16 protein-coding genes are annotated in these 14,441 nt (G+C 64.9%); 7 read left to right on the forward strand and 9 right to left on the reverse strand.

Annotated features, from left to right (window positions below; translation table 11 throughout):
- The first annotated feature begins 93 nt into the window (after positions 1 to 93).
- The gene (locus VGN93_RS15460; protein WP_327508143.1) at positions 94 to 1,170 is read left to right on the forward strand and encodes an NAD(P)-dependent oxidoreductase; all 1,077 of its coding nucleotides are present in this window, start codon (positions 94 to 96) and stop codon (positions 1,168 to 1,170) included.
- A complete protein-coding gene (locus tag VGN93_RS15465) occupies positions 1,097 to 1,471 on the forward strand; it encodes a hypothetical protein (protein WP_327508144.1) in 375 nt (124 codons plus the stop codon). The genes VGN93_RS15460 and VGN93_RS15465 overlap by 74 nt, the downstream gene beginning before the upstream one ends.
- A gap of 5 nt (positions 1,472 to 1,476) precedes the next feature.
- Here the strand turns inward: VGN93_RS15465 and VGN93_RS15470 are convergent, their stop codons facing one another.
- The 3 genes from VGN93_RS15470 to VGN93_RS15480 form a co-directional block, all read right to left on the reverse strand.
- Positions 1,477 to 1,965 (reverse strand): Lrp/AsnC family transcriptional regulator, encoded by a 489-nt coding sequence (locus VGN93_RS15470; RefSeq protein ID WP_319323195.1) that lies wholly within the window; start codon positions 1,963 to 1,965, stop codon positions 1,477 to 1,479.
- Positions 1,966 to 2,032: 67 nt separating this feature from the next.
- Complete coding sequence (locus tag VGN93_RS15475; RefSeq protein WP_319323197.1) at positions 2,033 to 2,674, reverse strand: uracil-DNA glycosylase family protein; 642 nt, start codon at positions 2,672 to 2,674, stop codon at positions 2,033 to 2,035.
- 12 nt (positions 2,675 to 2,686) lie between these two features.
- Positions 2,687 to 3,253: a thermonuclease family protein gene (locus VGN93_RS15480; RefSeq protein WP_327508145.1), complete on the reverse strand. Its 567-nt coding sequence runs from the start codon at positions 3,251 to 3,253 to the stop codon at positions 2,687 to 2,689.
- 169 nt (positions 3,254 to 3,422) lie between these two features.
- Here VGN93_RS15480 and VGN93_RS15485 point away from each other — a divergent pair, with 169 nt between their 5' ends.
- Entirely contained in the window at positions 3,423 to 4,958 is a 1,536-nt protein-coding gene (locus VGN93_RS15485; RefSeq protein ID WP_327508146.1) for a HAMP domain-containing sensor histidine kinase, read from the forward strand.
- A gap of 16 nt (positions 4,959 to 4,974) precedes the next feature.
- Here VGN93_RS15485 and VGN93_RS15490 read toward each other — a convergent pair whose 3' ends face one another.
- On the reverse strand, positions 4,975 to 5,352 hold the full coding sequence (locus tag VGN93_RS15490) for a diacylglycerol kinase (RefSeq protein WP_327508147.1): 378 nt from the start codon (positions 5,350 to 5,352) through the stop codon (positions 4,975 to 4,977).
- A 163-nt stretch (positions 5,353 to 5,515) separates the two neighbouring features.
- Entirely contained in the window at positions 5,516 to 6,532 is a 1,017-nt protein-coding gene (cobT, locus tag VGN93_RS15495; protein ID WP_327508148.1) for a nicotinate-nucleotide--dimethylbenzimidazole phosphoribosyltransferase, read from the reverse strand.
- Between the two features lie 128 nt (positions 6,533 to 6,660).
- Between cobT and VGN93_RS15500 the strand changes: the two genes are divergently transcribed.
- From VGN93_RS15500 to VGN93_RS15510, 3 genes are read left to right on the forward strand one after another with little or no spacing between them, the layout of a single operon-like run.
- Positions 6,661 to 7,443, forward strand: coding sequence for an adenosylcobinamide-GDP ribazoletransferase (locus VGN93_RS15500; protein ID WP_327508149.1), 783 nt, complete (start codon positions 6,661 to 6,663; stop codon positions 7,441 to 7,443).
- A gap of 37 nt (positions 7,444 to 7,480) precedes the next feature.
- Complete coding sequence (locus VGN93_RS15505) at positions 7,481 to 7,702, forward strand: DUF1289 domain-containing protein (protein ID WP_256115577.1); 222 nt, start codon at positions 7,481 to 7,483, stop codon at positions 7,700 to 7,702.
- The gene (locus tag VGN93_RS15510) at positions 7,699 to 8,397 is read left to right on the forward strand and encodes a TIGR02281 family clan AA aspartic protease (RefSeq protein ID WP_319323212.1); all 699 of its coding nucleotides are present in this window, start codon (positions 7,699 to 7,701) and stop codon (positions 8,395 to 8,397) included. Before VGN93_RS15505 ends, VGN93_RS15510 begins: the two co-directional genes overlap by 4 nt.
- Here VGN93_RS15510 and VGN93_RS15515 read toward each other — a convergent pair.
- Together VGN93_RS15515 and VGN93_RS15520 are read right to left on the reverse strand one after the other, a co-directional pair.
- Complete coding sequence (locus VGN93_RS15515; protein ID WP_327508150.1) at positions 8,394 to 9,155, reverse strand: ABC transporter permease; 762 nt, start codon at positions 9,153 to 9,155, stop codon at positions 8,394 to 8,396. The genes VGN93_RS15510 and VGN93_RS15515 overlap by 4 nt on opposite strands.
- Positions 9,152 to 10,078, reverse strand: coding sequence for an ABC transporter ATP-binding protein (locus VGN93_RS15520; RefSeq protein ID WP_327508151.1), 927 nt, complete (start codon positions 10,076 to 10,078; stop codon positions 9,152 to 9,154). Before VGN93_RS15520 ends, VGN93_RS15515 begins: the two co-directional genes overlap by 4 nt.
- 577 nt (positions 10,079 to 10,655) lie before the next feature.
- Between VGN93_RS15520 and VGN93_RS15525 the strand changes: the two genes are divergently transcribed.
- Positions 10,656 to 11,045 (forward strand): glyoxalase/bleomycin resistance/dioxygenase family protein, encoded by a 390-nt coding sequence (locus VGN93_RS15525; protein WP_327508152.1) that lies wholly within the window; start codon positions 10,656 to 10,658, stop codon positions 11,043 to 11,045.
- On the opposite strand, the gene VGN93_RS15530 is transcribed toward VGN93_RS15525, so the two are convergent.
- Together VGN93_RS15530 and VGN93_RS15535 are read right to left on the reverse strand one after the other, a co-directional pair.
- Complete coding sequence (locus tag VGN93_RS15530) at positions 11,004 to 12,227, reverse strand: extensin family protein (RefSeq protein WP_327508307.1); 1,224 nt, start codon at positions 12,225 to 12,227, stop codon at positions 11,004 to 11,006. The genes VGN93_RS15525 and VGN93_RS15530 overlap by 42 nt on opposite strands.
- Before the next feature lie 275 nt (positions 12,228 to 12,502).
- Positions 12,503 to 14,323, reverse strand: coding sequence for a methyl-accepting chemotaxis protein (locus VGN93_RS15535; RefSeq protein ID WP_327508153.1), 1,821 nt, complete (start codon positions 14,321 to 14,323; stop codon positions 12,503 to 12,505).
- Positions 14,324 to 14,441: the final 118 nt, after the last annotated feature.

The following is a 14,441-nucleotide window of genomic DNA, read 5'->3' on the forward strand; positions in this document are numbered from 1 at the left end:
CATACGCGCAAACCTCATGCATCGCCGCCGAACAGACCGCCTGCTGAAGCCACCACCAGACCCGCCGCAAGACACCAGCCAGATGGTGCTCGAATGGGCCTGAATTTAAACCGGACACCTGTGGGCTTGACCCGAGGATCCGCCGCCACACCGACGAGAAACCCTTTCGCCGAAATCGATGATCCGCTACACCTCCTGCCAAAGATTCCAGGAGATTATCGCATGGCAAAGGTTGCATTCATCGGTCTCGGCGTCATGGGCTACCCCATGGCAGGCCACCTCAAGGTCAAGGGTGGGCATGAGGTGGCGGTCTACAACCGCACCTTTGCCAAGGCGGAAAAATGGGCCGCCGAATTCGGCGGCAAGGCCTTCCCGACACCGGCCGAGGCCGCGAAGGATGCCGATTTCGTCTTCACCTGCGTCGGCAATGACGACGACCTGCGCTCCGTCACGACGGCCAAGGACGGTGTGCTCGACGGCATGAAGCCGGGCGCCATCCTCATCGACAACACCACCGCCTCGGCCGAGGTCGCCCGTGAACTCGACGCCGCCACGCGGGCCAAGGGTCTGCGCTTCATCGATGCCCCGGTTTCCGGCGGCCAGGCCGGTGCGGAAAACGGCGTGCTCACCGTCATGTGCGGCGGCGAGGAAGCGACCTTCGACAAGGCGAAGCCCGTTATCGACGCCTATGCCCGCATGGTCGGCCTGATGGGTCCGGCCGGTGCCGGCCAGTTGGCCAAGATGGTCAACCAGATCTGCGTCGCCGGCGTCGTGCAGGGCCTTGCCGAAGGTATTCATTTCGGCAAGCAGGCCGGGCTCGACATGGAGAAGGTCATCGAGGTCATCTCCAAGGGTGCCGCCGGCTCCTGGCAGATGGACAACCGCCACAAGACGATGATCGCCGGAAAATATGATTTCGGCTTCGCCATCGACTGGATGCGCAAGGACCTCGGCATCGTGCTGTCCGAAGCCCGCCTCAACGGCGCCAAGCTCCCCGTCTCCGCCCTCATCGACCAGTTCTACGGCGACGTGCAGGACATGGGCGGCAACCGCTGGGACACGTCGTCCCTGCTCGCCCGGTTGGAGAAGAAGAAACGTGGTGTCCCGCCGCGCCCTGCTCGCCGTCGCGGCCCTGGCGGGCCTCGCAGCACCAGCCCGGGCGGACGATAGCGCCGCGCTGGCGCTCGCCACCGCGCTGCACCAGAAGATCGCGCAATGCTGGAACGTCCCGGCGGACCTTCCCGCCCATGTCGAAGCGGTCCGGGTGGCTTTCACACTGACGGAAGCGGGCGAGCTCGATGGCTCGCCCAAGGTCGACGGCCCCGTCGCCGGCGATCCGGCGACGAAAACCTTCGTGGCGAGCGCCGTGCGCGCGGTCGTGCGCTGCGCGCCGTTCACGGGCCTCGAAAAGCTCGCACCCTACGACACCTGGAAGTCGGTCTCGGTGACCTTCAGGCGGCCGGAGATGTAGGCGCTTTACTCTTCGCCGCTCTTCTGGTTGTCGACGGCCATGTAGTCGAGCGGCATCTCGGTCGTATACTTGATCTGCTCCATCGCGAAGGCGGAGGAGACGTCGCGGATCTCGATGCGCGCGATCATGCGCTTGTAGAAGGCATCGTAGGCGCCGATATCCGGCACGACGACGCGCAGCAGGTAATCCACCTCGCCGCTCATGCGATAGAACTCGACGACTTCCGGGAATTCGACGATCACCTCGGAAAAGCGCTTCAGCCATTCCGTCGAATGCGAATTGGTGCGGATCGAGACGAAGACCGTGACCTTGGTGTTGATCTTGATCGGATCGAGCAGCGCGACGCGCTTGCGGATCACGCCGTCCTCTTCCATCTTCTGGATGCGCCGCCAGCACGGCGTCGTCGAGAGACCCACCTTCTTGGCGAGGTCCGCCACTGCCAGTGTGGAATCTTCCTGCAAAAGGCGCAGGATTTTGCGGTCCAGACGATCCATCGACTTCCCCTAACGAAATTTAATTCCCTCATATACCGTGATAGCGGCAAAATGAAAGAAATGCATTTCATTCCGTAAGAGTTTTCACCCGCTTTCGCAACTCCGGAAGAATCTCTTGCTCAAACCAGGGATTGCGCTTCAGCCAGCCGGTATTGCGCCAGCTCGGATGCGGCAGCGGCAGAACCGCCGGCCCCTCGTTGCGGCCGAGATGGCGCCGCCAGTCGCGCACCGTCTCGGTCATGCTGGCGGCCTTCGCAGCGCCGAGATGCCAGGCTTGCGCATATTGGCCGATCGCCAGCACCAGCTCGACCTGCGGCATGGCGGCGATCACCCGGGCGCGCCAGAGCGGCGCGCATTCGCGCCGCGGCGGCAGGTCGCTGCCTTCAGCGTCGTAACCGGGAAAACAGAAGCCCATCGGCACGATGGCGAATTTTGCCGGATCGTAAAAGTCCTCGCGCGTCACGCCGAGCCAGGTGCGCAGCCGGTCGCCCGAGGCGTCGTTGAACGGCAGGCCGCTGCCATGCACCCGAAGCCCCGGCGCCTGGCCGGCGATCAGGATACGGGCGGTCTCGGAAATGACGGCGACCGGCCGCGGCTCGTGCGGCAGGCGATGGGCCGGCCCCTTGGCCGGCGCATCGCGACAGAGCCGACAGGCCGCAATCGCCGCACGCAGCGCGGCAATCTCGCCGACAGGTCCTGCATCATTCATCGCGTCGTCCGTTCAAAGCAGCCCCAATGTGCCCAGAATGCCGCCGAGCACGCCGGGTTCCGCATCATGCGCATCCTCCTGCGGCCGGCCGTGCGTCCGGCGCCATTGCTGCGGCATGTCGAACTCGGCGCCCCACAGTCCCTTGCGCTCGGCCCGGGCGAACCGTTCTTCCTCCTCATAACCGCCATAGGCGACCGCCAGCCCCTCCCGCACCATGCGTCGGCCGAGGTCCCCTTCCGGCGTCTCGCAGCGCGCGAGCCACCGGTTGTACTTGTCGGTGCCCTCGGTGCGGCAGGTGATGGTTCCGCCGCGCAACAGCTCGGCAAGCCGCGAGCGCGCGGCAACGCCGCAGCGCCAGTCGGCACCGTCGCGCTTGCAGACCTGCGTCAGTTCCGGCGTGTCGATGCCGACGAGGCGGATGCGGTGGCCGTCGAGCGTCAGCGTGTCGCCGTCCGCCGCGCGTGCGGCGCCGGTGATCGTCTCGCCGGTTTCGCCGCTCACGCGGACCACGACAAGCGCCGTCAGCGCCAGTATCGCCATCGCCACGCCGACGTCGCGCGCGCGCCTCGTAAGTCCCATGCAACCCCGTTCCTGTCCTAGAGTCCTGACGTTTCGTCATATGGCGGCGCGAAGCCCGGTTCACGTTACGGAAAATGCCGGAATGGTTCGCAAATGGTTTATGCGCGGCAGCATCTTCTTAAGGATTCGACCCTAGAATTCAACGCTGTCCGTAACAGTTGCAAGTGTGATGAGTACCGGCGTCAGTACCTCGACCGACAAGATCATCGTCGACAAGTCGCGCAGCCACCGAAACAAGGCTGTCTCGCGGGCTGTGCGCACGACTCGCGAGCGGTTGCAGACGGCGACGGGGCTGGCGCCCGGCTTCGAGCGCGAGATGCTGCAACTCCACATCGCCTCCGCCGCACAGAGCGCGCTCGCCGTGCCCGTCGTCGTGGTGCTGATCGCGGCCGGCGGCATCTATCTCACGCAGGAAATCGGCCTGATCGCCTGGGCGATCCTGGCGCTCAGCGTCCATGCACTCGGCATGATCGTGGCGCGCCGCGCCCGCAAACAGGAAATCACCACCGACAACACGCGCCGCTGGCAGCAGATCTTCCTCACCGCCCAGGTCTTCATGGGCCTCACCTGGGCCGCCTTCGCGTTGCAGACCTGCGGCCAGTGCTCGGGCGTCACCTTCGATTTCTACAAGGGCTCCTCCCTGCTCGTGGCGCTCGCCGTCACCGCCATCAGCACCTTGATGCTGCGGCATGCCGTGCTCTACGCCTTCCTGCCGACGGTCGGCGCCCTGTCGATTTCCGCCCTGCTGCGACCGGATCCCGCAACGGTCGGCATGACCGCGATCATCGCCGCTGCCATGATGTTCCTCGTCTTCATGACGCATCGCCTGCGCCACACGAGCGCGCAGCTTCTCTCCTCGCAATCGGAGAAGGACGATCTGATCGCCGAGCTGGAAGTGGCAAAATCCATGTCGGACGAGGCCCGCCGTCGGGCGGAGGAAGCCAACCTCGCGAAATCCCGCTTTCTCGCATCCATGTCGCACGAGCTGCGCACGCCGCTCAACGCCATCCTCGGCTTTTCCGAAGTCATGTTCACGGAAGTGCTGGGGCCGCTCAACAACCCGGTCTACAAGGAATATACGTCCGATATCCACCGTTCCGGCCAGCACCTGTTGAACCTCATCAACGAGATCCTCGACCTGTCGCGCATCGAGGCCGGCAAATATGACCTGTCGGAGGATTCCGTCTATCTCGTGGACATCGCCGAGGATTGCATCGGCATGGTGCAGCTGCGCGCCCGCGCCAAGAACATCACCATTGCCGAGCAGGTCGAGGGTGGCATGCCGGCGGTCTGGGCGGACGAGAAGGCGTTGCGCCAGGTCATCCTGAACCTCCTGTCGAATGCGGTGAAATTCACGTCCCAGGGCGGCGAGATCCTCGTCAAGGCGGGCTGGACGGCCGGTGGCGGCCAATATGTCTCGATCAAGGACAACGGCCCCGGCATTCCGGAGGAGGAAATCCCGGTCGTGCTTTCGGCCTTCGGCCAGGGCTCCATCGCCATCAAGAGCGCCGAACAGGGCACCGGCCTCGGCCTGCCCATCGTCCAGGCCATCCTCGCCAAGCACAATGGCGAGTTCATCCTCAAGTCGAAGCTGCGCGAGGGCACCGAGGCCATCGCCATCCTGCCGGCAAAACGCGTGCTCCAGAGCCTGCCCGCCGTCACCGAAACCCAGGCCGTCGCACCGCGCAAGAAGAGCTTCGCCTGAGTGCGGATGACTAAGTTCAGATGAACTTGGAGGCGACGACGTAGACGGCGTAGATGGCATTCGAGATGATCAGGCAGAAGACGGCGAAGGAACCGAGGTCCTTCGAATGTTTGCCCATTTCCGAAATTTCCGGCGAGACCCGGTCGACGATCTCCTCGATGGCCGTGTTGAGCGCCTCGAAGGCGACCATCAGCAGGAAGAGGATCGCCATGGCGACATATTGGAAGAACGAGGCACCGACCACGGTGAAGAGCACCATGGCGACGCCGAAGGCGATCAGCTCGTGCCGGAAGGCGGATTCGCCGAGCAGCCGCCGCGCGCCGCCTGCGGAATAGGTCGCCGCCGCGATGAGATGGCTGAAGCCCGTCTTCTTCTCGATTGGTGCCTGACCCATTCCAACATCCTGATTCTGCCGCGCCCATAAAGCATGCCCGTATGACGGGAATGCCCCGGGTCTCATTCATACCATTTGGGGCTTTTTGCCGACCGCGCTCTAAAGCTTTGTTTTATCGCATTTCCGAACGCAAAACCGCTTCACACTTTTGCTGGAAATGGCTCTAGGTACGGTTGCTGACGCCCGCCTGAACGAAGGTCGCCATGCCGGAATGGCAGGCCGCCGCCGCCTTGACGATGCCGGCGGCAAGCGCCGCGCCCGTGCCTTCGCCGAGCCGCATGCCGAGCGCCAGCAGCGGCGTCTTGCCGAGCTTCTCGATCGACTTCAGGTGGCCGGGCTCGGCCGAAACGTGGCCGATCAGGCAATGGTCGAGCGCCGACGGATTGGCGGCGCGCAGAATGGCCCCTGCGGCGGTCGCGACATAGCCGTCGAGGATGACCGGGATCTTCTGCATGCGGGCGGCGAGGATGGCACCCGCCATCGCCGCGATCTCGCGCCCACCGAGGCGGCGCAGCACTTCGAGCGGGTCGGACAGATGCGCACGATGCAGGTCGACGGCCTTCTTGACGGCCGCGACCTTGCGCTGCAGTACCTCGCCTTCCGAGCCCGTGCCGGGGCCGACCCACTCTTCCGCCGTGCCGCCATAGAGCGCGAGGTTGATCGCGGCGGCGATCGTCGTGTTGCCGATGCCCATCTCGCCGATGCAGATGAGGTCCGTGCCGCCGGCAACCGCCTCCATGCCGAAAGCCATGGTGGCGGCGCAGTCGCGCTCGGAAAGCGCTGCCTCTTCCGTGATGTCGGCGGTCGGGTAATCCAGCGCCAGGTCGAAAACCTTCAGGCCGAGATCGTAGGCGACGCAGATCTGGTTGATCGCCGCACCGCCGGCCGCAAAGTTCTCCACCATCTGCGCCGTCACCGAGGACGGATAGGGCGTGATGCCCTGTTTGGTGACACCGTGATTGCCGGCGAAGATCGCGACGAGCGGGCGCGTCACGGCCGGCGGGCGGCCGGTCCAGGCAGCGAGCCAGAAGGCGATTTCCTCCATCCGGCCGAGCGCGCCCGGCGGCTTGGTGAGCTGCTTGTCGCGTTCACGCGCAGCCACGAGCGCTGCCGAATCGGGACCGGGCAGATTGCGCAGCAAATCACGAAAATCATCGAACGGCAGGCCGCTGGCACTCATCTTGGGGAATTCCTTGCTTTGGGCTTTCAAAGGCGGGTTTCGTGTCTCCTAATAGAGGCAGGGCGCGAATCCGACAACCGCATTTGCGGCGGCTTGCGTCGCCCTTTTGCCGGGAGGGGCTCTTCGACGTGGATATCCGGGATTTCATCGACGACACGGCTCGCTCGGTCGCCTTCCTGTCGCGCGTGCCGGTGCCGCAGCGCCATTTTGCCGGCCATGACGGGCGGCTGTCGCGCGCGGTGCGGGCCTTCCCCCTCGCCGGCCTGCTGGTCGTGCTGCCCTCCGCCGCACTTGCTGCCGTCCTGTCGGCGATCGACGCCCCGCCGCTGCTTCTCGCCTTCGCCACGCTGGCGCTCCAGGTGCTCGTCACCGGCGCGCTGCACGAGGACGGGCTTTCCGACAGCACGGACGGCATCGGCGGCGGGCGGGACCGGGAAAGCGCGCTGGCCATCATGAAGGACAGCCGCGTCGGCTCCTACGGCGCCGTGGCCCTCGTGCTCTCTTTCGGGCTGCGCGCCGCCGCGATCGCGGCCCTTGCCGCCGTGCTCACACCCTCCGGCCTGGGCATGGTGCTGCTTGCCGTGGCCGCCGCCAGCCGCACCGCCATGGTCTGGCACTGGGCTCTGCTGCCGCCCGCCCGCCGCGACGGCGTCGCCGCCTCGGTCGGCGAGCCGGACAAGGGCGCGACGACGATGGCGCTCGTCAGCGGCATCCTGCTCGCCGCCTTGCTGCTCCTGCCGCACGGCACGCTGCTTTCGCTCGTCCTCACGCTCATTGCCGCTGCTGCCGCCGTTCTCCTCTTCAACCGCATCGCCATGCGCAAGATCGGCGGACATACGGGCGACACGATCGGCGCGACCGAGCAGCTCGCGGAAATGTCAGTGCTCTTCGCTCTTGCCCTCACGCTCTGACCCACCGATATAGGAGGGGCAAACACCCGGAGACGCGATGGAATCGCCCTGCATTCTCGTCTGTTCGATCGATATGGTGACCGGCTACTGTTTCGGCTGCGGCCGCACGCGTGACGAGATCGGCGCCTGGACGCTCTATAGCGCTGAGGAGCGGCGCGCCATCATGGCGGCGCTGCCGGCGCGGCTTGCCACCGTCGAACGCAAACCCCGGCGCGAGACGCGCCGCACCCGCATGGCCAGGGAGCGCGGCGACGCATGAGGTTCTATTTCCTTCTCGCCATCCTCGCCGTCGGCCTCGCCTTCCTGATTCTCAACCATGACAGCGGCCGCACGATGGGCATGGACAACAACGACTTCGGCCGCCTCGTCACGCTGTCGGCCATCGCCACGATGATGGCGGCGGGCATTCTGGCCGGCCGGCGGCAGATCGGCGAAAGCGTGCGCCAGGCCGGCATCTGGCTTTTGATCATCCTCGTGCTCGTCGCCGGCTATCTCTACCGCTTCGACCTGCAGGAATTCGGCAGCCGCCTCACCGCCGGCCTCATCCCCGGCCGCGCCATCCTGACGACAAGCGCCAGCGGCGAACAGATTCTTGTCATCCACAAGGGCGTCTCCGGCCATTTCGAGGCCGACGTGTCGATCGACGGCACGCCGCTGCGCATGATGGTGGATACCGGCGCAAGCTCCGTCGTGCTGTCCTACGAGGATGCCATGCGCCTCGGCATCAATCCGGACAACCTGGTCTTCTCGATCGACGTCTCCACCGCCAACGGCCGCGCGCTCGCCGCCCCGGTCACCTTGCGCGAGGTCGCGATCGGTCCGATCCGGCGCGGCACCATCCGCGGCATGGTCACCGAACAGGGCCGCCTCGACCAGAGCCTGCTCGGCATGAGTTTCCTGGAAACGCTGGGCTCGATCGAGATCGCGCGCGACGAACTGCGGCTGAAGGATTAGTTCTTCAGCTTGTAGCCCGTCTTGAAGATCCACGCCGTGATCCCCAGGCAGACGACCAGGAAGCCCAGCACCGTGACGAGGCTGACGACCGGGTTGACGTCGGCGATCTCGTAAAAACTCCATCGGAAGCCGGAGACGAGGTAGAGCACCGGGTTGAAGTGGCTGACGGTCTGCCAGAAGGGAGGCAGCATGTTGATCGAGTAAAAGCTGCCGCCGAGGAAGACGAGCGGCGGCACGATCAGCATCGGGAACAGGTTCAGCTGCTCGAAATCCTTCGCCCAGATGCCGATCATGAAGCCGAACAGGCTGAAGCTGACGGCGGTGAGCACGAAGAACAGGATCATCACCAGGGGGTGTTTGATCGAGATATCGACGAAGAGCGAGGCGGTGATGAGGATGATCGTGCCGACGATCAGCCCCTTGGTCGCCGCCGCCCCGACATAGCCGATGACGATCTCGATCATCGAGACGGGCGCCGAGAGGATCTCGTAGATCGTACCGGTGAATTTCGGGAAATAGATGCCGAAGGAGCCGTTGCCGATACATTGGTTCAAGAGCGTCAGCATGATGAGGCCGGGCGCGATGAAGGCGCCGTAGGGCACGCCCTCCACCTCCTGCATGCGCGAGCCGATCGCGGCACCGAAGACGATGAAATAGAGCGAGGTGGTGATGACCGGCGAGACGACACTCTGCAAAAGCGTGCGGCGCGTGCGCGCCATCTCGAAGGCATAGATGGATTTGATCGCCTCGAAGTTCATTTGCTTGTCCCCACCAGTTCCACGAAAATGTCTTCCAGCGAACTCTGCTCGGTGGAGATGTCCTTGACCCGGAGGCCCGCCTGCGACAGCGCGGAGAGCAGCGAGGAAATGCCCGTGCGCTCGCCGGATGCGTTGAATTCATAGGTGAGCCGCGTGCCGGCCTCGCCGAGCGCCAGCCCGAAGGGCGAGAGCGTATCGGGAATGGCGCCGACCGGTTCGGCAAGCTCTACCGTCAGCTGCTTGCGCCCGAGCTTCGCCATCAGCGCCTTCTTGTCCTCGACCAGCAGGATTTCCCCATGGTTGATGACGCCGATGCGGTCGGCGATCTCTTCCGCCTCCTCGATATAATGCGTCGTCAGGATGATGGTGACGCCGGCGGCGCGCAGCCGCTCGACGAGTTGCCACATGACCTTGCGCAGGTTGACGTCCACGCCTGCCGTCGGCTCGTCGAGAAACAACACCTTCGGCTCGTAGGACAGCGCCTTGGCGATCAGCACGCGCCGCCGCATGCCGCCGGAGAGGTGACGCAGCATCGTGTCCTTCTTGTCGAAGAGCGAGAGCTCGCGCAGGATGCGCTCGATCAGCGCCGGGTCCGGCGCGCAGCCGTGCAGGCCGCGCGAGAAGGCGACGGTGTTCCACACCGTCTCGAAGGCGTCGAGCGTCAGCTCCTGCGGCACGAGGCCGATGATCGAGCGGGTCTGGCGGTAGTCGCGCAGGATGTCGTGGCCGGCGACGGTGACGCTGCCGCCGCTCGGCGTGACGATGCCGCAGATGATCGAGATCATCGTCGTCTTGCCGGCGCCGTTCGGCCCGAGCAGCGCGAGAATCTCGCCCTCCTCGATATCGAGATCGACGCCTTTCAGCGCCTTGAAGCCCGATGCGTAGCTCTTGGTGAGATTGCGAATGGAAACGATGGGCGCCATGGGATGGTCCGGAATGGAGGAAATTCATGCGGAAGGACACCCTATATGGCGTGTCTCCTGCCAAGTTTCACCCGTGCAGCGCAAAAAAGTCGCTCAGCCATAGATGCTGGCGAGGACGCGCGGCAAGCGGCGCCAGCGCAAACGGGACGAGATCGGCGATGGGCGGCGGCAGGCGAGAATTTCTCTTGGGACGGGTGCCCGACTGTCATCAAACCGTGACCCATTTCAACCATCGTCAGCGCGAGGCCGACGGGGACGATCCTGCACCCCGCTCACCCCAACGTCTCCACTGCCCCCGGCAGCGGCCTTGCTCCCGACCCTGAGGGAGCCCATCGGCGGTCCCCATCCGCCCGCTTCCCCCGCGGAAGCCCCCGCATGCATCCTCGCCGACGCACCGGCGCGGGTGATGGAATGTGACGTTCCAGGCAGGCGCCCTCCAAGCGTGCTGCCGCCCCTTTTCGACCGGCGCCCCGCCGGTCTTTTTTTGTCCGCCCGCCATCGGCAGGGGGTCTTCGGGAACTTGTCCGCGCCGCACCCATTTCGTCCTACAGGGCCAACCACCTCGGGAGATGAGACGATGACATTGCGCAAGGTCTATGCCCATCTGAGCTGTTCGGATCTCGACGAGAGCATCCGCTGGTTTTCGGCCATCTTCAACCGCGGACCGGATGCGCGTCCGATGGAGGGGCTCGCCGAATGGCACCATCAGGATACGGCCGGTTTCCAGCTCTTCCAGAATGCCGAGGATGCCGGCCACGGCACCCTCACCCTGATCATGGGCGAACTGGAGGCGGAACGGGAGCGGCTGGACGGCGCCGGTCTATCACCGGGCGACGTGGAGGCCGCCAGCTACGTCAAGCTGATCCGCCTGCGGGACCCCGACAAGAACCTCGTCGTGCTTGCCGAGGAAATTGACCAGCCGGAATCAGAGGCTGCAATGCCGGTAGCCGGATTTGCGGGCCCGTAGGTCGAAGTGGAAGTGGTCCTTGTGGTAGCGGTCGCTGCCCGGGCCGAGCACGGTGGAGAAATATTTGCAGCTGTCGCTGCGCACCGATTTCAGCAGCCCTTTCTCGCGGAAGGCGAAGAAGCCCTTCTTCTCGATGGCGATCGCCTTGCCGTTCTTCAGCACGATCTTGCCGACGTCGATGGCGTTGCCCTTGGAATGTTCCGACATGGCGGCACCGCGCTGCGAATTCATCGTGCGGCAGGAATAGGACGACATCTGGTGGATGGCCGCGACGCCCGAGAGGTAGCGCGTGCGCGACGACGGAACGAGTTCCTGCTTCACCCAGCGCGCAAAGGCCTCGGTGATCTGGCAATTGACGTTCGCCGCCGGCTTGATCTGGATGCCGCCGGAAAGCCCCGACAATTCCACCGGCCACGCGATGCCGCAGGACCGTCCCTTCGAGATGCGCGGCACGTCCCGGAACTTCACGCCGAGCTTTTGCAGGCGTTGCCGGCAGGCCTTTTCCGAGGCCGGCATGCCGCCCATGGTTTCCGGGATCTGCATGGGATTGTTCAGCCGCGGCAGGAAAGCGACCTGCTGCTCCTCTTCCACGGCAGGCATGCGGCGCGTCGAGCCCTTGGCCGGCACGCGCACATAGTTGCCGCTGTCGGCCGGCGTGCCGAGCTCCATGCCCGCCTCCGACATCGGCAGCGTTTCCGGCTGGCCGATCTGCTGCGGCGTATCGGTGCCGACGCCATCGACGACGACCTGCGTGGCATTGCCCTCGGCGATCTCGTTCGCCTGCGATTCCGCCAGCCCCTCGACACGCTCGACGCCGAGCCCGGCATCCATGTTCACGCCGTCTTCCGGCACAGTCAGGAAACCCGAGGAGGCCCGCACGGGCTCGTTGATGCCCATCGCCTCGTCGCTGTCGATCATCGGCAGGCGCTTCTTCTCCGCCATGGGCTCCGGCATGGCCGTATCGACCCCGCCCAGATCGCCAGACGGATAGGAGGAGACGTCGCCGCCGGTATCGCCCATCTCGCGGGACGGGCGGCGGCTGGAACTGTCACTCGGCCTGATCGCGCTGACGCCGGCACCGTCGATATCGTCGGGCGGCGTTAGGCCGCCCGAACAGGCGGCAAGCATGGCCGGGATGAGAAGCAGGCCAAGCGGTCTGCGGAGACGAGATACAAACGCAATACCCATTGTCACTTCCGCCTGGCAGCCGCCTCGCCCATCGCGAGGTCCCGGTTGCGCACACCTTTGTCCGGTGATGGTGCAGGCCGCTTTTGTCCGCATTCCGGACGACAGGGCCTCAAACCGGACGCGCAGGCCGATCCACCTGCATTTCCAGACAATTTTGTCGCAACAGGGTAAAGGACCCGTTGTCGGCCGACCCGCGAGATTAACGTGTGCAACGAAAAACCCCGGCGCTTGTGGCGCCGGGGCAAGGTCGTCCGGAGATCGTCTTTTGTTTATGCAGCGCGGCGCCGCGGGGCGGCCGCTCCAGCCGGGTTCAGCTGGAAGTTTCCAAGCAGCATCTTCAACTGCTCGCTTTCCCGAGTCAGCGTCTGGCCGGCGGCGTTGGTTTCTTCCACCATCGCGGCATTCTGCTGGGTCATCTGGTCCATCTGGTTGACCGCCGTATTGACCTCGGCAAGGCCGGTCGCCTGCTCGCGGGCGGCGGTCGCAATCGACGTCACCTGGTCGTTTACCTTGTTGACGAGCACCTCGATCTCGGTCAGCGCATCGCCCGTCGAGCGCACCAGCGCCACGCCGGTGCCGACTTCCGTGGCCGAGTTGCTGATGAGACCCTTGATCTCCTTCGCGGCATTGGCCGAGCGCTGGGCAAGCTCACGCACCTCCTGCGCCACGACCGCGAAACCGCGACCCGCCTCGCCCGCACGAGCCGCCTCGACACCGGCGTTCAGCGCCAGGAGGTTGGTCTGGAAGGCGATCTCGTCGATCACGCCGATGATCTGGCTGATGCGGCTGGAGGCGTCCTCGATGCGGCTCATCGCGGCGACGGCGTCACGCACGATCGTGCCGGAGCGGCCGGTCGACTGCTTGGTCTCGGCCACCATGCGGCTGGCTTCCGCAGCACGCTCCGAGGCGTTGCGCACCGTCGCGGTGATTTCGTCGAGCGCGGCCGCGGTTTCCTCCAGCGAAGCCGCCTGTTGTTCGGTGCGGTGCGAGAGGTTGTTGGCCGCTTCCGCGATGCCGCCGGCGCTGCCATGCACGATCTCGGTGGAATGCGCGATGGCGTTGATGACGCTGGACAGCGCATCGACGGCGCGGTTGAAGTCGTCGCGCAGTTTCGCATATTCCGGCGCGATCGCGCCGATGGAGACGGTTAGGTCTCCATTGGCAAGGCGTTCCAGCGCGCCGCCGACGACATGCATGGCATCCGCCTGGCTCTGGCTCACCTGGCGCTGGCGGCGCTCGCCCTCGCTGCGCTCCTCGTCGAGGCGAACCTGCTGCTCGCCCTCGCGAACCCGCAGTTGCGCGCGTTCGGCAACCGACTGGCGGAGAACGGAGACGACCGTCGCCATCTCGCCGATTTCATCCTTGCGGTCGGTTTCCGGCACGTCGCCGGACACATCCTCTTCGGCAATCGCCTGCATGGAGGCCTTGAGGCGCAGGATGGGACCGGTCACGCTCTTCACGATGCCATAGGCCGCAAGCATGATGACGAGACCGCCGATGCCGAGGATCATCGCCGTCTCGATCGCGTTGCGGCGGAACATGGCGGCAAGGTCGTCCGCATAGACGCCGGTGCCGACGATCCAGCCCCAGGGCGCAAAGCCCGCGACATGCGAATATTTCAGCACCGGCTCCTCGAAGCCCGGCTTCGGCCAGTAATAGTCGACGAAATCCTGGCCGGTCGGGCTCGACTTCACGGCCTTCACGAATTCGGTGAAGATGTGCTTGCCCGTCGGATCGGCCATACCGGTCTGGTCCGTGCCGTCTAGCGCCGGCTTGATCGGGTGCATGACGATCACGGCGTTCATGTCGTTGATCCAGAAATAGCCGCTGTCCTCGTAGCGAAGCGCGCGCACCGCGTCCTTCGCCCGGGTCTGCGCTTCTTCGCGGGTCAGCGTGCCGGCGGTTTCAAGTTCGTGGTAATGTTTGAACAGCGTCAGCATGCTTTCGTCCATCGCGGCAAGCTTCGACTTGCGCTCGACGACCATCGCATCCTGATAGTGATAGAGACTGTAGACGAGTGCGGCGGCGAAGATGGTCAGCGCAAGGCCGACGAGCAATGACAGACGCGTCGATATTCTAAAATTCTTCACCGTGGTCTCCTCGACATTTGCGGGCGCAATGCTCCCTATGCCGAAAGTCCGGGAAACCCTTTAAAATCATCTAAAATTACAATCATCAATTTTTAGAGTCTGAACATACTCGAAAATG

Origin of the sequence: Shinella sp., assembly GCF_035998705.1 — a bacterium.
Classification (GTDB): domain Bacteria; phylum Pseudomonadota; class Alphaproteobacteria; order Rhizobiales; family Rhizobiaceae; genus Shinella.